At 43.5% G+C, this 21,820-nt stretch carries 17 protein-coding genes; 4 read left to right on the forward strand and 13 right to left on the reverse strand.

The genetic code is table 11. The annotated features are described in order from the left end of the window. Positions 1–17 precede the first annotated feature (17 nt). Positions 18–1,403 carry a tetratricopeptide repeat protein gene (locus E2R51_RS10210; protein ID WP_133376941.1) on the forward strand — a complete coding sequence of 462 codons (1,386 nt, stop codon included), beginning with the start codon at positions 18–20 and terminating at the stop codon, positions 1,401–1,403. Between the two features lie 462 nt (positions 1,404–1,865). Here E2R51_RS10210 and E2R51_RS10215 read toward each other — a convergent pair whose 3' ends face one another. The 7 genes from E2R51_RS10215 to ybaK all read right to left on the reverse strand — a co-directional run bounded on the left by E2R51_RS10215 (position 1,866) and on the right by ybaK (position 8,809). Then, entirely contained in the window at positions 1,866–2,960 is a 1,095-nt protein-coding gene (locus E2R51_RS10215; protein WP_133376942.1) for a PRK06851 family protein, read from the reverse strand. A gap of 86 nt (positions 2,961–3,046) precedes the next feature. Further along, positions 3,047–4,198, reverse strand: coding sequence for an acyl-CoA dehydrogenase family protein (locus tag E2R51_RS10220; RefSeq protein ID WP_133376943.1), 1,152 nt, complete (start codon positions 4,196–4,198; stop codon positions 3,047–3,049). 138 nt (positions 4,199–4,336) lie between these two features. Then, complete coding sequence (locus E2R51_RS10225; RefSeq protein WP_133376944.1) at positions 4,337–4,993, reverse strand: YczE/YyaS/YitT family protein; 657 nt, start codon at positions 4,991–4,993, stop codon at positions 4,337–4,339. Positions 4,994–5,241: 248 nt separating this feature from the next. Next, positions 5,242–5,586, reverse strand: a complete 345-nt coding sequence (locus E2R51_RS10230) for a YflT domain-containing protein (RefSeq protein ID WP_133376945.1) — start codon at positions 5,584–5,586, stop codon at positions 5,242–5,244. 93 nt (positions 5,587–5,679) lie between these two features. Next, entirely contained in the window at positions 5,680–7,104 is a 1,425-nt protein-coding gene (locus E2R51_RS10235; protein ID WP_240733033.1) for an SLC13 family permease, read from the reverse strand. Positions 7,105–7,422: 318 nt separating this feature from the next. Beyond that, a complete protein-coding gene (locus E2R51_RS10240) occupies positions 7,423–8,208 on the reverse strand; it encodes an SDR family oxidoreductase (RefSeq protein ID WP_133376947.1) in 786 nt (261 codons plus the stop codon). A 145-nt stretch (positions 8,209–8,353) separates the two neighbouring features. Beyond that, the gene (ybaK, locus tag E2R51_RS10245) at positions 8,354–8,809 is read right to left on the reverse strand and encodes a Cys-tRNA(Pro) deacylase (protein WP_240733049.1); all 456 of its coding nucleotides are present in this window, start codon (positions 8,807–8,809) and stop codon (positions 8,354–8,356) included. 192 nt (positions 8,810–9,001) lie between these two features. On the opposite strand from ybaK, the gene E2R51_RS10250 reads away from it, so the two are divergent. Beyond that, positions 9,002–10,390 carry an MFS transporter gene (locus tag E2R51_RS10250; protein WP_133376949.1) on the forward strand — a complete coding sequence of 463 codons (1,389 nt, stop codon included), beginning with the start codon at positions 9,002–9,004 and terminating at the stop codon, positions 10,388–10,390. 41 nt (positions 10,391–10,431) lie between these two features. Here the strand turns inward: E2R51_RS10250 and E2R51_RS10255 are convergent, their stop codons facing one another. The 6 genes from E2R51_RS10255 to E2R51_RS10275 form a co-directional block, all read right to left on the reverse strand. Then, positions 10,432–12,618, reverse strand: coding sequence for a DNA topoisomerase III (locus tag E2R51_RS10255; RefSeq protein ID WP_133377085.1), 2,187 nt, complete (start codon positions 12,616–12,618; stop codon positions 10,432–10,434). Between the two features lie 221 nt (positions 12,619–12,839). Then, complete coding sequence (locus tag E2R51_RS10260) at positions 12,840–14,693, reverse strand: cation:proton antiporter (protein ID WP_133376950.1); 1,854 nt, start codon at positions 14,691–14,693, stop codon at positions 12,840–12,842. 122 nt (positions 14,694–14,815) lie between these two features. Continuing rightward, positions 14,816–15,505, reverse strand: coding sequence for an NAD(P)H-binding protein (locus E2R51_RS10265; protein ID WP_240733034.1), 690 nt, complete (start codon positions 15,503–15,505; stop codon positions 14,816–14,818). A gap of 83 nt (positions 15,506–15,588) precedes the next feature. Then, the gene (locus tag E2R51_RS19990) at positions 15,589–16,440 is read right to left on the reverse strand and encodes a transglutaminase family protein (RefSeq protein ID WP_240733035.1); all 852 of its coding nucleotides are present in this window, start codon (positions 16,438–16,440) and stop codon (positions 15,589–15,591) included. 60 nt (positions 16,441–16,500) lie between these two features. Next, positions 16,501–17,469 carry an alpha-E domain-containing protein gene (locus tag E2R51_RS19995; RefSeq protein ID WP_240733036.1) on the reverse strand — a complete coding sequence of 323 codons (969 nt, stop codon included), beginning with the start codon at positions 17,467–17,469 and terminating at the stop codon, positions 16,501–16,503. Further along, entirely contained in the window at positions 17,450–18,919 is a 1,470-nt protein-coding gene (locus tag E2R51_RS10275) for a circularly permuted type 2 ATP-grasp protein (protein ID WP_133376951.1), read from the reverse strand. The genes E2R51_RS19995 and E2R51_RS10275 overlap by 20 nt, the downstream gene beginning before the upstream one ends. A gap of 215 nt (positions 18,920–19,134) precedes the next feature. On the opposite strand from E2R51_RS10275, the gene E2R51_RS19815 reads away from it, so the two are divergent. Both E2R51_RS19815 and E2R51_RS10280 read left to right on the forward strand, forming a co-directional pair. Then, positions 19,135–19,308 carry an SE1832 family protein gene (locus E2R51_RS19815; protein ID WP_165967196.1) on the forward strand — a complete coding sequence of 58 codons (174 nt, stop codon included), beginning with the start codon at positions 19,135–19,137 and terminating at the stop codon, positions 19,306–19,308. A gap of 247 nt (positions 19,309–19,555) precedes the next feature. Continuing rightward, entirely contained in the window at positions 19,556–21,622 is a 2,067-nt protein-coding gene (locus tag E2R51_RS10280) for a cation:proton antiporter (RefSeq protein ID WP_240733037.1), read from the forward strand. Positions 21,623–21,820: the final 198 nt, after the last annotated feature.

Raw genomic sequence — 21,820 nt, forward strand, 5'->3', positions numbered from 1 at the left:
TAAAGGGAGGGATTCGTATGAACCATTTGACCACAATTACGTTGATGGAAAAAGGAAATCGCAAAACCCTGCTTACTCCAATTCGGATGGCTGTCCATTCACCCTGCAGCATTTTGGAAGCCACTTCATCCACTGGAGATCTTTATCACGCATATTTTTATCGGCAACAATTCCTTGCCGCCAAAAAGATAACCCGATCAAAACGGAGCAGTTATCTTGAACAGGCGCTGACAAAAGGAATTGTTTTTTTATGTCCACATCCCGTGGTTGATAAGCTGGTATCGCAAAACGAAACTTTTAAAAACCGTTCTTTAACTGACTTGCTTTCCTTTACAAAAAGACGCTACACCCCGATCGAGGTCTCGCAGATTTTCCGCTGTATGGATTCATTAATTCAAGGTGACAAGCTGTTTAAAGTGATGCGGGATGTTTATTACGACTACCGCAGGGATGGAAAATGGGGAAAAGCCTACTCGGTTTTGCTTACTCTTGAGGAAGCATTTCCTGAAAACCAGTGGATTGCAAGCACAAAACACGATGCGAGCTTTTCGTCCTACCATGAAAAATATGAGTTGAATGATGAGTCTCTCTTGCAGCATGACCGCTCCACGCTTGAATGGAAGCTGTGGAAAAATCGCGAGCACCCGGTACACCGTTCGGTATGGATGTCCTCCTTTGGGAATGACCCCTCTTATTCCATTGCATCCTTCTCTCTTCTTTATGAGGAGCAGTACTTGAACACGACCGAGGATTCTTTTTCCTTATTTTTAGATACAGCCAGACATCATTTCACGCAGCATGAATTAAAGGATATTCTTATTAGAATGGCCGATTCAGAACACAGCGTGATCCATCAGGCGGCATTTAGGCAATGCATTCGAATTTCTGCCTGGGAGGAAGCAATGACCACGCTTATCCACCATCCATTTGACCTGTCAGCACAAGACAGCAGAAACATTAAAGAAGCCATCCCAAAAGTAAATTGGGATAACCAACTTCCAATCGAACAGCTGAGTATGGCACTCATTCCCATTTTAAAAGAGAACAAACATGAGTTGGATTCCATTCTGACCGCCTGCATCCCGATACTAAGTAAAACTCATAATCTGGCTTATCTTGTGGACTGGTTAAAACCTCTTGAAAAGGTGCAATGCAACCTGCCAATTTATCAGCGGGTTCAGAAGCTGCTCAAATATGCGGAAGATCCAAATCAACAGGCACTTGCCGGTGAACTTTATTATCAGCTGGGCTTAAACCGGGAAGCCATTGATTCATTCAGTTATGAAATGGAATTGAATCCTGAGGACCCATCTCCTGTAAAATGGCTGTCGACTCTTTACCGGGAAACTGGTCAGGCTGATGAAGCAGCTGCTTACCAGCAGCTCTTGCAATCGATGCGTTAAAGACAGCATCCAGGCTGGGTAGAATGGAAAATTCAAGAATTCCTGTAAAATGAGACCCTAGACATCCTAGACCGGTTCATTTTCGCTGCAGGCGACGCTTTCCGCGTGGCGGGAGGCTCACCCTTCCCGCTGTATCACGCAGGAGTCGCCGCCTTCCGCTCCAATGAACCTAGGCGTTCCAATGTTTACAGGATAATAATTAAAGGAAAATATTCTGCAAAATGAAAAATAAGACTGGGACAAATGTGTCTCAATCTGTTCTAGCGGTTCACTGCGCTTCAGGTGGACGCTTTCCGCAGGGACTCTGCTTTAGCCCTCCTCAGGCTTCGCCTTTCGGGGTCTCAAGCGGAGTCAAATCCTGCCGGAGTCGCCACCTTCCGCTCCGTTCACCTCATATTTGCAATTAAAATAGGCTCAATATACTTAATTTATAGAGTTTTGTCCCAGAACTAAAACCTACTATTACGTCTCTGCAATCTCTTCAATTTGGGTGTGAATTGCCTGTTGAATTTGTTCTACTCTCTTGAAGTCCATTGCCTGAATATAAATGGACTCCAATTCATCATGGAGGTGCTTCGCTTTTTTCAAGCAGGCTGTTCCTTCATTCATTTTAGCGTTATACCGGTCACGTATTTCTTTTATTTGGTGCAGATTTTCTTCATCTGTGCCTTTTTGAATAATTTCTTCATACGTATCCAGAATTTCGTCTCCCTCCCGCTCAGGGAAGTACTCGTGAGGAGCAGTACTGTCAAATATGGCGAACCCGAGTTTTCGTACAATGACCATATCCAGGCTCCCCGGATCGAAGCCGCAGTGGTAAATTTCCACATCCAGCCCCCGGTCTTCGGCGGTTTGCGCTATTTTCTTTAAAAAAGTTGATTTTCCAGTGCCTGGTCTTCCCTTTATAAAATAACGTTTCGGAAGCTCATAGGTGAGATTTGGAACATAATCGACTGCACCCTTAGGAGTGGCAGCACCTAAAAAACGGTGTTTAACATCCGCTTTTCTGTTATCATTACTTTCACCAAAAAGCTTTTGTATATAGCTTTTCGCCAGCTTATCAGCCGCTTCACGATCCAGCTTGCCGATATAAATTTCTTCCCATTCATCATGAATCTTTAATGCTTCAGCAAAGGTTTGATAGGCTTCTTTATAACACCCTTCAATCTCTTTATTATACTTTTCCACTTCTTTCACATGATTCTCCAGCTTCTTTCGGTTCCATGCCTGCCCCAGATTCACATATTCTTCTTTTGCACCTGGCGCTGTTGGTTCTAAAATATGGGGAGCCGTTCCATCCACCAAACCGATCTTTAATGCTGGAATAATCATGCCATCCAGCGAGTCAGGATCACCTGCGCAGTGAATCCATTCAATATTATATCCTTTTTCAAGCCAGGCATGGCCGATCTGCTTCATCAGCGTGGACTTGCCTGTACCAGGTCCGCCTTTTAAAATCCAAAGCCGATTCAGAGAAGAAAGATTTGAATCAAAGAAGTGGTGGAATCCTTTCGCGGTATTTCCTCCAGCGAAATAATGACGAATCTTACCAGTCATACTTCATCCCCCCGTTTTAAAGTCCTACTTGACCATGTATATGTTGATTTATTCCTTCTATTCGATTCAAATAAAAAAACATCCAATTAAGGATGTTTTACAGCTTTGTCTCCAAAGGATTTTTTAACCATATCCTCCATCGGCGGGTTATGAAGACCCATGCGGACGTCATTATAATAGCGCTGCATGAGGCTTGATTCTGACATTGCCTGAGGACCGACAATTCTCATTGCTCTGTCTACAATATCAATCGCTGCGTTCGTTACTTTTACTTTTGCAGACTGAAGCAGGTTTTTCACCTCATCTTTCTCTAATGCTTCATCGTAGGCAAGCGCTGTGTGATAAAGAACTTGGCGCGCACTCAGCAGCTCAATGTCCATTTCGCCGATTTGCTGCTGGACTGTGGAAAGAGACCCGATTGGTTCACCAAGAGAAGCCGGTTCATAATCAGCTGCAAAGGATACGGCTTCATCCCGCGCAGCTGCAGCAATACCGATATAGCAGGCAGGAATATGAAGCAGCCAGCCAGGTGCTGCGGATTTATTTTCGGCGTCATGTTTTTTTACGAGATAGTTTTTTGGTATTTCTACGTTTTCCAATACTAAATCATGGCTCGCAGTTCCCCGCATCCCCACACTGTCCCAGGTTTCCTTAATACTTACCCCTTCCGTATCCTGAGGTATAACAAAAGTTGCCACTTCCTCCGTCTCTTTAATGGTTGCAGTCACAAAGAAATAATCGATGAGCGGAGCAAGTGAAGTATAGGATTTTTCACCTGATATTGTCCACTTCCCATTTTTTTCGGTTGCAGTTGTCATTGGCAGCGCTCCGCGAGTGGGGCTTCCTGCACCCTTTTCCGTCGCTGCTGTATTGATTAAAGCACCAGCTCTTATTTTCTCAGCCAGCCAGGAAACCACCTCAGGGTTCCAGTTCCGTTTCTCACTGAACTCAAGCAAGCTTCCCCCATGCCACCCTATAGATAGTGAGGTTGCTCCGCTTCCTTTGGCGATTTGTTCCTGTCCTAAAACGAGCGTATACAAGTCTCCGCCAGCTCCTCCAAATTCTTTTGGAAGAGTCAAGGAATGATAAAAAATATTCTTTAAATCCTCTATATTCTCTTTAGGATATGAATTCAGTTTACTAAGATTATGTTCTCTTTCCTTAAATGCAGGGATTAATGCTTCAATTGTTTCGATCATTGACTGCTGTTCGTTTGTGCGGACGAAATCGAACACCAAACCACTCCTGTCTATCCTTCTGTTTTCTGTAAGTCTACCTTAATCATATGCATAATTCCAAGCAGATCGATTGGACATTAGACCCTTTGCCTTTAAAAAAGAAGCCGATAAAAATCAGCTTCTCCTTAAGTCTTCTATTTACAACGCTTTTTTTGATGCCAGTTGCTGTTCGTGATTTTTATTTTCCCTGTCCATCAGCCGCTGAAGAAGGATCGTACTTTGAGGAAGAGAAAGATGTACGATGGAGCCAACGAAGAAAGCCGTAATCAGTGTTCCCACTCCAACTGGCCCGCCTAAGCCAAACCCTGCAGCTAATACGACTAATTCAATTCCTCTTCGCACTCTGCTTATCCCCCAGCCGGTTTTTTCAACGACCATCATCATAACCGTGTCCCTCGGACCTGCCCCAAGATCCGCACTTACATAGATTCCAACGCCGTAACCCATTACCACAACGCCGAGGACAAAAATAAAGATAACTCCTGCCAGTGAAGAAGGCTCTGGAAGCAGCCAATTAAAAAGATCGATAAAAACGCCGACTAGCAGCATATTTAAAATAGCTCCGATTCTGGGAAGCTTTTTCGTTAGTGAACAAGTCACCAATAAAATAAGGGAACCCATAATAATTGACCAGGTTCCAACCGTCAAACCCAATTGTTGAAACAAGCCAACATGCAGCACATCCCATGGACTAATGCCGAGCCTTTGACCCTTTATCGTCATGGTGATTCCAAGTGCTAATATCACGAGTCCCGCTAAGAAAAAAATCCAGCGCAGTCCATAATTCCGTTTCATTTGCCATTCCTTCTTTCAGTCCAGTTAATTCTTCGACTAGCTAAATTGTTATTTTCATACTTTAACATAAAACGGCCCGCCGCTTCGATTAATTTATTTTAATACTGCAGAAAAATAGAGGCTGTTTGGGTGATAGATGGTAAAGGGACTGAACTGGCAAGCATCCAGGGTGTCACCATAAAAAATCTGCACAAAAAAACCCTTATGAACAAGTCTCTTGTTCATAAGGGCATCCTGTATTAATTATCTTAGATCGCAAAACCAGCAGGTGCGTCCTTGATCACCACAATAATTTTACCTTGATCCAGCTTGTCCTCCAGATTTTCAGCTTCTGCCGGAGTGAATCCAAGCTCTTGGAATTGTGCACGAAGCTCGTCGCCTTTTTTGCGGAACACGTTTTTCGCTGCTGTAGCAATCCCTACATCAGAAGCGCCGACTGTGTTTGCATCTGCGTTGCCTGCCACACGTTTTGTGCGGTCGTCATCGTGAGTGATCACGTAAATGGTATCTTCATTAATGCCTCTTGTTTTAACGGAGTTAACGGCATTTACAACTTCTTCATCGTTTGAATATTCTTTGTAAAATAAGCTCATTTGTTATCTCCTCCTAAATTAGTCTACATGAAGAATATTACCCGCTGATAAAGCTAGTAAACATAGATAACTAGAAAAAGAATTTCAAACTGCCTACTGCATGACAATTGGCTGCCAGAAATAAACGAACAGCACGATGACAAAAATCGCTAAAATATTCATAAAGAACCCTGCTTTCACCATATCATTAATTGTTAAATAATCCGAGGTGAAAACAGCAGCGTTTGGCGGTGTCGAAATAGGCAGCATAAAAGCACAGGATGCACTAAGAGCGACGATTCCCATGATTGCGTAAGGTTCAACACCAATGCCCAGTGCCAGTCCGATACTGATTGGGATAAGCATATTTGAAACGGCGGTGTTAGACATGATCTCTGTCATAAACAGAACAATTGCAGCTAAAGCAATCAGGATGAGGATAAATGGCAGCGACCCCAGCCCCTGTAACAGCTCGCCAAACCAACCCGTTAAATTCGAAGACTCAAATGCTGCTGCAAGCGATAATCCGCCCCCAAATAAAAGCAGAATCCCCCAAGGCAGCTCCTTCATATCCTTCCAGACCATTAATCCTCCTTTTGCCTGTTTGGCAGGAAAAAGGAACATGGAGGTCGCACCAATCATGGAGATGGATGTATCGGAAAGTGCATACGCCGCTGGAAGAAATCCACTTGTCATCCATAGCAAACCGACGACAGAAAACACTGTTAACACGGCTTTTTCCTCATATGACATTGGTCCAAGCTCCCTCAGCTGTTCTTTTGCGAAGTCGGAGGAGATATCCTTTTGATTCTTAACTTTAAATTGGAACTTCGTTATATAAAAATACATGAAGACCAGTAACACGAGTGTCAACGGAAACCCAAATAAAAACCAATCAAAAAACGTCACAGTCCGGTCAAGACTGTTGGCCGCTACAGCGACAAATACGGCATTTGGCACCGAGCCGATAATCGTTGCGAGACCGCCGATGGATGCTGCGTAAGCCACTGACAGAAGCAATCCTTTAGCGAAGCGCTGAAGAGATTGTTCATCCAAAAAGTTTTTCTCTTTAATTTCAGTGATTAATGCGAGAGCAATCGGGAGCATCATGAGAGCAGTCGCCGCATTGGAGATCCACATCGACAGCCCGGCGGTGGCGATAATAACGCCCAGAATGATACGCTGACTGCCAGTCCCGACAAAGGATAAAATAAACATGGCAATTCTCTTATGTAAGTTCCACTTCTGAATAGCAAGTGCGATCGTAAAACCACCCATGTACATAAATACAATAGGGTCGGCATAAGCCATCGTTGCTGTTCTTTCCTCTGCACCGCCCGTAATCGGGAGCAGAAAAATCGGCAATAAAGATGTCGCCGGAATTGGCATAGCTTCCGTGATCCACCATGCAGCCACCCAGGCGGTTACAGCAAGCACAGCTCTCGGTTCGTCCCCAAGACCGGTGAGAGACGGGATAAAATATAAAATGGCGAATAATGAAGGACCAAGCAGCAGCCCTATTTTTTGTCTAAGATCCACATGACTTTCCTCCCTTAACGTGTTAATTTGAAACCGCTTACGAAAGTCCAAATTTATCATGAGAGAACAGAAATGTAAATATCGCATTCTATTAAATAAATTTTCATTTGGTCATTTTCGCACAGATTTCCCAACTCATGAAAGATCATTAGCATGGAGAGGAGAGGATAAAAACCGGACTGATGCCCATGGCAGCTTTTTTACATGCAGTGAATCCTATAGTCTCCCTTTGCTGAATCCACTAAAAAGCACAAAAGACCCCGGCAGAAGGACGAATAAAAAGTGCCTTCTGCCGGGGTCTTAGTATTAAAATACATATTATACTTTCTCTTCCCACTTGTCCTTTTCTTCCTGCTTCATCATATCCTCTGTTTCCTGCGGAAAGGCGGTACGGAAGGCATGGTGATCAGCTTCAATAACTTCGACCATTTTATCAATCATGTCCTGAGGGGGATATTGCTGATCAAGAAGCTGCCTCAAATCGTCAAACGATTCCTCCGGTGTAAAATTCTTTTCAGGGTCGTACCATTTTTTTCTTTCTTCAAACATCCGGTCATTGAATCCAGTTTCAAATGGTCCCGGATTAATGGTTGCCACTTGGACGCCAAATTCCTCAAGCTCTGCTTTCATCGTTTTCGCAATGGCTTCGATTGCATGCTTGGAGGAAACGTATGCGCCAAGATATGGCATGCCGACAATTCCTACAATGGAACTGAGAAACATAATTTTACCCTGCTTTTTCTCCACGAATTTTCTGGCAGCTATTTGAGCGTTCTCAAGTGTGCTGAAAACATTTGTCTCGTAAATGCGTCGCACACGGTCAACCGGAATTTCAGCGATCGGACCGCCTTCACCAATCGCTGCGTTGGCTACGAATACATCGTAGTCGTATTCCGCAATCAGCTCCTGATCCCGCTTGCTTGTAATATCTAATTTAATCACTTCAAGCTCCACTCCGGCTTCAGACGCCGCTTCACGTAAGCTTGTCACTTGAGAAATCACTTCAACCGAGGCAATGACATGATGCCCCTTTTTTGCTAAACCGATTGCTGTTCCTTTACCAAGACCGGTTCCTGCCCCTGTAATAAAAATTGTTTTGCCCATTTACTTGTTCCTCCTTTATAAAAACATCCTTATAAAGGGAATACCCTGCTCAGCATTCCTAAAACAACCAAATATGCTCGTCATATCTAAAGAGGGATAAACCGTTTAATGGCGCAGCAAAAAATTGCCTGGAGCGTTATCGGGATTATTCCTGTACTATATCCGCAAAAACTGCTTCCGCTGCCAGAAGCAGGTCCTCTACCTTTACCTCAATCTGTTTGCCTACCTGCCCCCCGCTAACCAGTACAGCCGTTAAAGATGAGGCTTCTTTTGCCAGAAAAGTGGGGTACTTTTTCTTCATTCCGATGGGAGAGCATCCCCCTTTTACATATCCCGTTACCTTTTGCAGGTCCTTAACAGCGATCATGTCAATTTTCTTTTCACCTGCCGCATGGGCCGCTTTTTTTAGGTGCAGCTCCTTTTCCACTGGCACCAGAAAAACATAATATTGTTTCGAAGCAGATTGTGTAACAAGGGTTTTATAAATTTCATCTGTTTGTCTCTCAGTCTTACGGGCTACTGAAATGCCATCATTTTGTCCGTCTGACTCGTCGTAATGAATGATGCCATAGGAAATATTAGCAGCATCGAGCTGACGCATGGCGTTTGTTTTCCCCTTTTGATTCTTAACCAAATCGACCACCATCCCGTTGTTTGAATAGTTTTATTATAGCTTATCCAAACATTTTAGGTTGAAGATCCATCACAAAAAACCTATGATTAGTTTGATCCCCGAAATAATTTTTACGACTATAGATAAAAATAGGTTTTTAGGAAATGAAGGTGGTACTCTATGCATAAAAAATCAGAAACGATAAAAGAAGTCCCTGAGGCTCAGAAAAAGAAACTAACCTTTCTTGTCTGTTTAATATTGGCCTTTACTGTGATGAACGGCACGATGTTTAACGTTGCCATCCCGGATATTTCAGCAGATTTTGATTTATCCCCTTCTCAGGTGAGCTGGGTGATGACCGGGTATATTTTAGTTTTTGCGATCGGATCGCTGATGTACGGGAAACTGGCAGATCTCTTTCCAATCCGGACCCTGTTTACTGTCGGCATCGCATTGTTTTCATTTGGAGCATTGCTTGGCTTTCTTTCACCAAGCTTTGAGGTGCTTATTCTGGCTCGTATTCTGCAGGCTATGGGAGGCGCAAGTATTCCAGCCCTTTCTTTTATTATCCCTTCCCGCTTTATGCCCAGCAGCCGTGGGAAAGTATTTGGCTATGTGGCATCAACAGTCGCTTTCGCTTCCGGTGTGGGACCGATCTTGGGCGGTGTTTTAGGAGGAGCCTTTAACTGGCGGTTTTTATTTATTTTTTCTGTATTTGCCGCTCTTTCAATCCCTCTGTTCAGAAAATGGCTTCCGCGCGAGGAACGGCGCTATGGTTCTGTCGATCTACTTGGCGCAGGACTGATCGCTGTTTCTGTAGCAAGCCTGTTGTTTTTTATCACGACATTTAATTATTTCATGCTGCTTGTTTTTGTCCTGTTTATCATTCTGTTTGTTTGGCGGACTATCAAGGCGCAGGAACCTTTTATTCAGCCTTCTATATTAAAAAACAAACGGTATACGGTAACTGTATTTTCCAGCTTCTTTGGAACCGCCTGCCTGTTCGGTTTGATTTTTGTTATTCCGATTATGCTGCGTGACCTGAATACGTTATCGACCATCGGCATTGGGATGGTTCTTTTCCCTGGAGCCATTGTGAGCGGCATCCTCGGTCAGTACGGCGGACGGGTCATTGATCAAAAAGGCGGAGTGCCTGTTGTAAAAGTGGCATTAACGTTGATTGCTGCTGGCTGTCTGCTCATCTCTACTTTTGCAGGGAGCAGCGCGCTGGTTATTTCGCTTTGTATGCTGGTCGCTTATATCGGCTTTCCGCTGATCCAAAGCTCAACAGCCGACCTGCTCACAACAACTCTGTCAACTGAACAGACCGGAGTGGGAATTGGCCTGTTTAATCTCTTAAACTTTATGGGAGGCGCATTTGCCAGCGCCATTTTTGGCAGTGTGCTTGAAATTCAGAGTGTTACAACAAAGTTGAATATCCTCTCATCAAACGGGTCAAATGTACTTTACAGCAACCTCTTTCTAGTCTTAAGCCTGCTTGCTATCCTGACCGCTGCTGCTTTTTCTGTTTTTTACAGCAGGGCAGCACGGGAGATTGACACCCAATAAAAAAATGCGCTTCAGCCAAACCGGCTGAAGCGCATTTTTCTTTAAAGCTTTAAATTTTTTAAAGCATCTGCCAGTGCACTATTAACCGGCTCTTCTTTATTTTGTTTTTTCATGTAATTGGCTACATCCCGTTTACCCGCTTTATTATTAGAGGATTCTTTTCTCCTCTTTTGGAAAGCCGACAGTTTTTCACGATGGCCGCAGACACAGCTGAAGGTCTGCCCTTCTCCCTCTCCGCGCAGTTCAAGTTTCTTGTGGCAATTCGGACACCGGGCATTGGTTTTTTTTGCCACGTTTTTCCGGTGACCGCACTCCCGGTCCTGGCAAACAAGCATTTTTCCTTTTTTGCCTTTTACTTCGAGCATCAGTTTCCCGCAGTCAGGACAATGCGTCCCGGTAACATTATCATGTTTAAATTTTGCGTCGCTGTTTTTAATCGTGCGGACAACTTCTTTTGTGAAATTGGTCATTTCTGCGATAAAATCGCTTTGTTTCAGGGAACCTTTTGCGATGGCTGCCAGCTTTTGCTCCCACTGGGCCGTTAAGGCAGGCGATCTTAATTCTTCCGGAACTAAATCGAGCAGCTGTCTTCCTTTTGAAGTAATAAAAATATCATTTCCTCTTTTTTCAATTAAGAAGCTGTTAAAGAGCTTTTCAATAATGTCAGCACGTGTGGCCACCGTCCCTAATCCACCGGTTTCTCCAAGTGTTTGAACAAGTTCTTTTTTCTCATTTTTCATATACGCTTTTGGATTTTCCATAGCTGATAAAAGGGTGGCTTCATTAAAACGTGCAGGCGGCTTCGTTTCTCCTTTTGTCATTTCAACTGACTTAACTGATATGCTCTGTCCCTGCCTTACATCTGGCAGCTGCTGGGACTGATCTGCTTCCTGCTGCTGATCCTGCTCTCTGTCATAATCGTCAAAAATGGCTTTCCAGCCTGTAACGGTAGTGATATTTCCTTTAGCCGAAAAAGTTTCTCCCGCGATTTGTACTGTGATATTCGTTTGCTCATATTCATGAGCAGGCATTAGTACCGCAAGAAATCGATTGGCAATTAAATCATACAGCTTCCATTCCTTGTCGCTTAATGTGTCAGGGAGCAGCCTTTCCTCTGTCGGAATAATGGCGTGGTGATCCGATACTTTTGAATCATTCACAAAGCGGCTGTTTGCTTTAACCGGCTTGCGCAGGATTTTAGCTACATGTGCTGCATAAGGTTTAACCTGCATGCCTTTCAAGCGCTCTGGCAATGTTTCAACTAAATCTTCAGTTAAAAATCTGGAATCTGTTCTTGGATAGGTGACAAGCTTATGCTGTTCATAGAGGCGCTGTAAGACTGAAAGAGTCTCTTTCGCCGAAAAAGAATACCGCTTATGTGCATCACGCTGCAGTTCTGTTAAATCATATAGTGCAGGTGCATACGATTTTTTTGGTGTCTTTTTGACATCTTTTATTATCGCCTGGTTTCCTTTTAATGTATCAAGGGTTCTTTCAACCGCTTCTTTATCAAATAATCTGGTTTGACCTGACTTTTTGTCCTGCCATTGAAGAGTAAGTCCATCCAGCCTTGCCTTTATTCCAAAGTATGATTGAGGCTTAAACTCATTGATTTCCTTATCCCTCATGGCAATCATTGCAATCGTCGGGGTTTGAACCCGGCCTGTTGAAAGCTGCGCATTGTATTTGGTTGTTAGTGCGCGCGTAGCATTGATCCCCATGATCCAGTCCGCTTCTGCCCTCGCCACTGCAGATGCATACAAGGACTCGTAGCTGCGGCCATCCTTCAGATTCTTAAACCCTTCCTGAATGGCTTTATCTGTTACGGATGAAATCCACAAGCGTTTAATCGGTTTTTTCACATTCGCTTTTTCGAGAATCCATCTGGCAACCAGTTCTCCTTCACGTCCTGCATCTGTCGCAATCACTACATCACCTGCATCTGGACGTGACAGCTGCTGCTTAACAGCTTGAAACTGCTTTCCTGTTTTCTTTATAACAACAAGTTTCATCGGGTCCGGAAGGATCGGCAGGTCTTCCAGCCGCCATGACTGATAGTCATTTCCATATCCTTCAGGGTCTGCGTGGGTGACCAGATGCCCAAGCGCCCACGTCACAATATAGCGTTCTCCTTCAATAAATCCGTTGCCTTTTTTATGGCAGTTTAACACGCGTGCAATATCGCGGCCAACGGATGGTTTTTCTGCTAATACGATCGTTTTTTTCATCATCAAAATCCTTTCATGTCCATTTCTTCTTATAAAAAGTATAACATGAGCCATTAAAATCAAAAGTCATTTGACCATTAATGAGACTGGCATGGGCATTAGAAAAAGCCTCTGCTGTCTGCAGAAGCTTTTTCTTTTCTCATTCCCCTTGAAAATCTACTAGCTTAGGTTCATTGGAGCGGAAATTAACCGGCCCCTTTTAAAGCGTTATTTAATCTTGATCAGTCACCATTGCTTTTTCTTTTGGCTTTTTGAGATTTCTGCTGAATTTTCTCTGTTTCTTTTGTAAGAGAAGATAGTCTGAGCACCGTATCTCCTGCTTCAATTCCAATTTCAGAATCCTTCGCCATCGGTTCAAAATGGCCTGATTTCTTGAGAATACCTACAACTAAATCTTCTTTGCTGATTTCGTTTTTATACTGTTCATAGCTATATTGCTCAGTAATCGACGTTTTCTTAAAAACATGCCCCTCATTGATTCTTCTGATTAGCGAATGGAGGCTGGTTTCATCATTAAATAATACTCTGCCCCCCACGCTATGGGTAAGACCGTCCAAATCCGCATCCTGTTTCTTTTCAGTCGATACCTGAAATAAATGCTTACGTCCAAACGAAGGCGTAAAGGTAGAGCATACAAGCGAATTATAAGAATCCGATTGACTTGCTGCAATAATCGTTTCATATGGCGTCATATCCAGCTGATATTCCGTCTGTTCAGAGAGCACTTCCCCGTGGAAGGTCGGGAGGCCATTTTGTCTGGCAGCTGCCACATTTCTCCACGACGAATCGATTAAAACAGCAGGAATTTTCATTTCCACAAGCACCGCTACAAGCGCTCTTGTGAACGGATTTCCGCCAACGACCATTACGCCTGGTCCTTCATCATTGGCAAGCTTCAGTTTACGTGCAACCCATCCGATCGAAAATCCATGAGCACATACGGTCGCAAAGACAAGTGCAAATGTTAATGCCGTTAATAATTCTGCATCTTCAAAACCTGTTCCAATAAGGACGGAAGCGAAATAGCCTGAAACCGTCAGCGCCACAATTCCGCGCGGTGCAATCCATCCAACCAATGCTTTTTCCTGCCAGGCTAAATCTGTACCTATCGTGGAAAGCCATATCGATAATGGCCGCACAAAAAATAACATCAACAACACGTACCCAATAATGGCTGGATTAAAAATTTCAAATAACGTTTCAATCTGCAGTGACGCAGTTAACATTATGAAAATAGTGGAAATCAACAGCACCGAAATATTTTCCTTAAAGTGCCTCATATCTTTCATGGATGAAATATGCATATTCGCCATCGTAATTCCCATCGCGGTTACAGACAGCAGCCCGGTTTCATGCATCACTTCATCAGCAATCGCAAAGCAAAGCAGGACCACAGCAAAAAGGACAGGTGATTTCAGAAATTCAGGTATATACCCTTTTTCAAACATCCAGCCCATTCCTTTTCCGCATACCCAGCCGAAAATGGTTGCAAAGATGGCTGCAGCAAAAAACAGCAGCAGCGTCATGAATGTAACCTTCTCATCAACGAAGAAAAGGATAATATGAAAAGCAAAAAGCGCAAGCAAGACACCAAATGGATCTACCACTATGCCTTCCCATTTTAATATTTTCGCCGGGCGGGGTTTCAGCTTTGCCTGCCTCAATAATGGCAGAATCACGGTAGGACCGGTAACAATAAATAATCCACCGATCACAAATGCCACAGGCAGTGATAATCCCGCTACATAATGGGCTGCAAGAGACCCCAGTACCCAAGCGATGAAGGCACCAATGGTTACAATTCTCATCACCGGTTTGCCCAAATCACGAATTTCTCGAAAGTCTAATTGCAGGCTTCCTTCAAACAATATAATCGCAACGGCCATTGAAATAATGGGGCCATAAAGATCTCCAAATTCCTGTTCAGGATTGATAATTCCAAGTACGGGTCCAACGACTATACCCGCTACAGACATAACCACAATTGCGGGGAGCCGTACCCTCCACGAGACCCATTGAGATAATATTCCTAAAAATACAACAAGCATTACAGTGAATAATAAAGAATCAAACAATCCTGGACACCTTCTTTCCTCCATACAAAAATCTTAAATTATACTTTATCAGTAGTTGAGGCAGAGGAAAAGAATTTGTGTTTCGTTTTCTATTGCACGGCTGAAAGGATCATTTTCAATTGTCATTTTTTCTCTATTAAAAGTGCCGGCTTTTCTACTTTTTCTATGTCGGATGAAAGATGAATTTTCACTTTTTCTACGGAAGGTGCCAGCGCACCTTCCACCATTGCCAGTGCAACCTGTTCTGCCCTCACCGCCTTTAATGATTTTAAAGGACCGACCAGCGCCCAGCTCATAGCACTCATTACTTTTGCTCCAACTGTTTCACCCAGACGAAACTCTTTCCTGTCGCCCAATAGCAAGGAAGGCCTGAAAATCTGAAGATGAGGCAGATCAAGCTCAATTAATTGTTCTTCCATCAGTCCTTTAATACGGTTGTAATAAAACGTCGACGATAAGTCCGCTCCCATAGCCGATATGACCAGAAATTGCCTCGCATTATTCTTTTTGGCAAGTGATGCTAATTGTAATGGAAAGTCTAAATCCACTTGCCTGAAAGCTGCTTTAGACTTTGCCTTTTTCATTGTCGTACCCAGACAGCAAAATACATCATCAGCCACACCGATATGAGAACCCTCCAGGTAATTAAAGTCGATGATGCTGACAGTAAGCTTTTCATGCTCCATTTCAATTGGCTTGCGGGAAATGATCCTTACTTCGCCATATTCATCCCTGCTGCAAAGCTCTTTTACAACCTCTTGTCCAACTAGCCCTGTAGCACCAATAACAAGCGCAGTCCGTTTATTTATCATATCTCTCTCCTCGATTTACATTTATTTTGATGCTTAGTAAAATCACTTAAAAATGACGCCCGTGCTAGAAGGGCGTCATTTCTCTATTGCTCAATCAACTTTACACTAACCTTCACATCCAGCGTGTGCTGTCCGCCTCTGTATACTCCTTGAAGAGGACTGACATCTGCGTAATCTCTGCCTGCTCCTACACGAATATGATTTTCCAGCGCTTCTACATTATTAGTTGGGTCAAGCCCGACCCAGCCAATACCCGGAACCATCACTTCAACCCATGCATGAGTCGCGGAATCACCAACAAGTGCAGAGTTTTCTCCTACATAAAGATAGCCGCTAATGTATCTTGCCGGAATTCCTCTGGCTCTCAGGACTCCAATCATCACATGGGCGTAGTCCTGGCAGACACCTTTTTTCCCTTCAACCGATTCACTTGCTCTCGTATTTACATGAGTTGCTTCACCATCATACGTAAACATGTCATGGACATATTTCATCAGGTCAAGAGAAAATTGCACCGGATTTTCCGTATCGCCGATCTCTTGGACAATTTTATCCACCTGCTGCTGTTCCATAAATGTATACGCTGTTTGATTAAGAGAAGCCAGATAATGGCTTTTAAATAGATCAGAATGAAAAATAGACTGCATTTCAGGTGAATAATCAATTCTTCCTATGAACGGACTTTTTTGTATGCTCACCGTTGAGATCGTTTTTACTTCCAGCGATTTATGGAAATCTGCAATAAAAAACGATTCCACACTATTGCCCCAAATATCAATGTATTCCTTTGTTAAGGAGGCCGGGGTAATTTCAGACCGGTAATATAACAGTCTCTGACATTCGTCTGTTCTCGGTTTTAATCGGATATCATTCATGCTTTGATCAACAATAGTTTCATAGTGAAAGGTATTGGTATGTTCAATGTGGTATTTCATCCCATTTTCACGTCCTCTTAGGTGATTCTCGTTGGTGGCCAGTATCCTTCTGCCACCCTTTCATGGCACATGCGAAGGCTCAATAAGATAATACGTTTGTGAAAATACTTCACTAATATCATTGCAGCGATCCTGAAATTCATCAAGGTATGAGCTTATTTGATGGACATCAAGAGATTTAAGCTTCATTTCATCAAAATCATCCATCAATCGGTCGAGCGCCGCATACATTCTCCAGGAATAATGTGACACCCTGCCTCCTTCAAGGGCAATAATGGCTTCCCTGACATGATCCATACAATACTGAATCGATCGTGGAAAAGCATAATCTGTGACCAAAAAAGTCAGTACATCCTTTTCGTACATTCTCGGAGGGTATTTTTTTAAATATTCATCGTACCCATTCAGCAGCTGCAGTGCTGACCGCCAATAATAGTAGTTCGTGCCGTCTGCGCGCTCTGCATCCTGCGATGATTTTTCACTCAGGACATTTAAAATACGGGTTGTTTTTTCTGCCCGTTCAAGCCATTTTGCAATTTTAATAAACCGGTATGGAACGCCCCGGGACATGGATGATTCAATCACTCCCTGAGAGGTTAATGAAGCTATTTTTACTCTCTTTATAAAATGGTGAACCTCCCTGAGAGATCCTGCCGGAATATAAATATTGGAACTCTCTAAATAGAGGTCATTCCAAACCTCAAACAAATCAGTGGGAATAATATCTCGAGTGACGCGTGCATTTTCCCTGGCAAACTTTATACAGCTTAGTATAGAGCTGCCATTATCCTCTGAAAATGCAAGATAATCAATCACGTTATTAATCGAAAAATGATCGTACAGCTGGTTGAATTCATATAAGGAGCCGCAAATTTCGATGACGGCCTCCCAGTCATATTTTGCGAGGGAATCTTCTGAGGAAGCTTCGAGCATTTGAATTAATTGTACTCCCAGCACCCGTGCATTGTTTTCAGCCCGTTCAATATTTCTGGACATCCAGTAAAGGGAATCAGCTACTCTGCTGAGCATGATTCTCAACTCCTTTCAGTACCCAGGTATCTTTTCCTCCGCCGCCCTGAGATGAGTTCACTACTAAGGATCCCTCTTTTAAGGCTACTCGGGACAAGCCACCCGGCAGGACATGGGTTTCGTCGCCCCTCATGACAAATATGCGCAAATCAACATGGCATGGATAAAAACGTCCATCCTGGAAGGCCGGAGCGCGGGAAAGCTGAATTGTCGGCTGTGCAATGTACTGGCTGGGATTTTCCAGAATCTTTTCTTTGAACATCGCTATCTCTTCTTCAGAAGCATGCGGACCAATCAGCATATCGTAGCCGCCTGAAGCCCCAACATTTTTGATTACCAGTTCGTCCAGCCGTTCCAGCGCCCACCTTCTCTGTTCCTCATTACGCATAAAATAGGTATCCACATTAGGAATCAGCGGTTCTTCATTTAAGTAGTAGCGGATCATTTCAGGCACATAGGCATACATCGCTTTGTCATCGGCAACGCCATTTCCTATGCCATTTAAAATGGCTACATTTCCTTTACGGTAAGCTTCAAGCAATCCTTCAACCCCTAAAGTTGAATCTGGATTAAACGCTTGCGGATCAAGGTATTCATCATCAATTCTGCGATAAATAATATCCACCTGCTGAAGTCCTCTGATTGTTTTCATATAAACAATGCCGTTTCGCACCTTCAGATCTCTTCCTTCAACAAGTTCAATCCCCATTTGCTGTGCCAGGAAAACATGATCATAATAAGCTGAGTTATACATTCCCGGGGTGAGAAGCACAGCTCTCGGATCCCGTTCTTCCCCACAATTTTTCGGCGCATGTGCAAGGACCGCATCGTGCATATTAGACAGCTGATGCTCCAATGAATGGATGCTGTGGCGGTTAAAAAATTCAGGATAAACCTGCCGCATAACATAGCGGTTTTGATAGACATAGGACATTCCGGACGGATTGCGCAAATTATCCTCAAGCACCCGGTAGGTTCCCTGCTGATCGCGAATAAGATCAATACCCGCTAAAAAAATATGATTGTTAAGTGGAATATCAACCCCGCCGACCTGCTCACGGTAATAATTCGGATTTTGTTCCACCAGCTCCCGCGGAATGACACCATCCTTTAAAATATTTTGTTCCTTATACACATCTTCCAAAAATAAATTCAGTGCTTCCGCACGCTGTTTCATTCCTTTTTCAATGTTCGACCAGGCATCCGGCGGCACAATGATCGGAATAAAATCAAATGGCATGGTTCGCTCCGTTCCTACATTGTCGTTATAGACTGTGAACGTGATGCCCTGTCTAAGAAAGCTTAATTGTGCCGTTTCATGCTTTTCCCTTAATTCCTCTGCTGAAAATTGGTTAATCATATTGTGAAATGCCTGATAATGCAGTTTGGTTGTACCGTTCTGCTGCAGCATTTCATCAAAAAAATGATCCGATTCATAAGGCTTAAACATATGTACAGCCCCCCTTTTTGACTTCAACACAAACAAGTTGTACAACTGTATTTCGACAAGTTCTTCATTAAATCCTCTAAATTTTCCGAAAACTTTCTATTACCATATACCCCCCTGGACTGAAACTTATGTATGAGAAAGCAGAATTTTTTGCAAATCTTCCAATATTTCGTTAGACTAGGAAACAACTTTCGCATCATAAGGGGGATTTGACGTTGAATCAACGAGAGATTGAAGATAGAATCCAGGAGCTTAAGATGGAGTATATTCGTGCACAGGATGACCTTGAAAAGCTTGAATCGCTTGGCATTGACCCTTCTTCTGCAGACAGCAGGCTCACAAGAATTGAAGCTGAGCTTAGCGAATTAAGACAAAAGCAGCAGACATAATAAAGAGAAGGTTGAAAATCATAGCCGGCGTCCATTCATATTGAAAAATGGACGCCGGCTTTTCTCTGCAATTTAACCCGCACCTTGTAGTGACTCTTTCAGCGCAGCCCCATCGTATCAGCTGCATTTGACCAGATTGGGAACTGCCGGGGTGCTGTGATTAATGGGCTAAGCAAAACCTCCACCCTTGTTCTGTGGTATAATCAAAAATATTTTTTAGATTAAATGGAGAGAAGGTGCTTATTCAATGATGTCGCTTCCCTTTCAGGAGCCGGTTTTAGTATTTGGAATGGCGGTTATAATTTTTTTACTCTCTCCAATTATCATGAGCAAGCTGCGAATCCCAGGTATTATAGGCCCAATCATCGCTGGAGTAGCGGTGGGCCCCAATGGATTTGGGCTGCTTGAAAGAGGAGAGACGATACAGCTTCTCGGTACAGTCGGTCTTTTATTTATTATTTTTATCGCCGGACTTGAACTGGACATTGATGGCTTTAAAAAATACAGAAAACGGAGTGTTTCTTTTGGGCTGATGTCCTTTTTCATTCCATTGATTTTCGGTACATCAGTCGGTCTCTACTTAGGATTTAACTGGGCTGCAGCCATCCTTTTAGGATCAATTGTCGGCTCCCATACCCTTCTTGCCTACCCGATTGCTTCGCGGCTGGGTGTAGCAAAAAATAAGGCCGTAACGACAGCCATAGGCGGAACGCTTATGACAGACACTCTGGCAATGCTGATTCTTGCTGCCGTAGCCGGATATGCGTCCGGTGATGCGACAATAGGTTTTTGGATTAAACTAATTCTTTCTACATTGCTTTTTGCAGCTATTGTATTAGTAGGCGCTCCATTCCTGGCAAGATGGTTTTTCAGGAATTCAAATAATGAAGGACAAATGGAATTTAATTTCGTTTTAACGATCCTTTTTGTTGCTGGAAGCCTGGCACTTTTAGCAGGATTAGAGCCGATCATCGGTGCGTTCTTATCAGGGCTTGCGCTTAATCGGTATATTTATGATCACGGTCCGTTAATGAACCGCATTCGTTTTACTGGAAATGCTCTATTCATACCTTTTTTCCTATTGTCTGTCGGCATGCTGATGGATTTATCAGTACTGTTTTCAAATCCAGATGCCTGGGTTATAACAGCATGCATTATTGGTTCAGTGCTGGTTGGAAAAAGCCTTGCAAGTATTATTACCAGCCGAATCTATCAATACTCGTCTGATGAAAACCGCGTCATTATAGGGCTTACCATCCCTCAAGCTGCCGCTACATTAGCCGCTACACTGGTCGGGTATGATCTTAATTTATTGGATCAGGCAACCGTTAACGCAGTCATTGTCATGATTTTGCTCACCTGCATACTGGGTCCTTATTTAACTGAAAAGTATGGACGCAGACTGGCTAGTGAAGAAGTGACAGAAGAGCAGGGACAGGATGACCGGCCGGAGCGCATCTTAATTCCAGTTGCAAATCCTCAAACGACGGAAACATTACTTGATTTAGGATTTGTTGTCAGACAGGCCAAGCTGTCAAATGAACCTATCTATCCGCTTAGCGTTGTGCAAAAAGATGTTAAATCAGTTGAAGGCAAAGTAGCCACAGCTGAAAAAATGCTCACGCAGGCGATCGCTTATGCAGCAGGTGCCAATATTCCCGCCAGATCCCTTATTAAAGTGGATCGCAATATCGGCCGAGGGATCGAGCGTGCCGTAGCGGAAGAGAGAATCACCACGATTATTGCAGGCTGGAAAGGTGAAAAATCGTCACAGTCAAAGCTCTTTGGAGGCATTATTGATAATTTCCTGGATCACACCAACGAGCGGGCGATGATTGTAAAATTGGGACACCCATTGAATACAACAGACCGTATTGTGCTTATTTTGCCAAAAGGATCACATCAAAAACCTGGAACGCATGATGCTATAAAAATTGTCAAAGGAATGGCTGTTCAGCTTAATTGTGTTGTAGAATGCCTTATTATCCGGGACAAGGTGGAAAGCTACGAAAAACTATTCTCGTCAGCCAAGCCCAAAGTCACCACCTACCTCCATCGTCTTGAATCCTGGCAGGAGCTGTATGAAAAGCCGGTTGACTCTTTGCGTAAAAATGACCTGGTCATTGTCATGAGTGCACGAAAAGGAACGATCGCATGGCATCCGCAGCTTGACCGGGTTCCTGAAAAGCTAGCCAAAGCAAATCCCGAAACCTTTATTATCTTCTACCCTACTGAAACAGGGGAAATTGATCTAAGGGGAGCAAGAGGAACGGATGTGCCGAAAGAAGTCATGTTTAAACGGGATTATGATTAAACAGACGCAAGAGTTTAAAAGAGACTGTGGGGTATGGCTAGGAGCATGATGCATGGCCAGAAGCGTGGCCATTTATCGATCACCTTTTTCGGTTTATCGAACATCTCAGCGAGTATACCGATCATCTTTGGCAACTTATCTAACTGCTCTCACCATTTATCGGTCTGGTGTCTACTTGACGACGATTTATCGCACATG

The organism is Jeotgalibacillus sp. S-D1, assembly GCF_004358665.1.
Taxonomy (GTDB): domain Bacteria; phylum Bacillota; class Bacilli; order Bacillales; family Jeotgalibacillaceae; genus Jeotgalibacillus.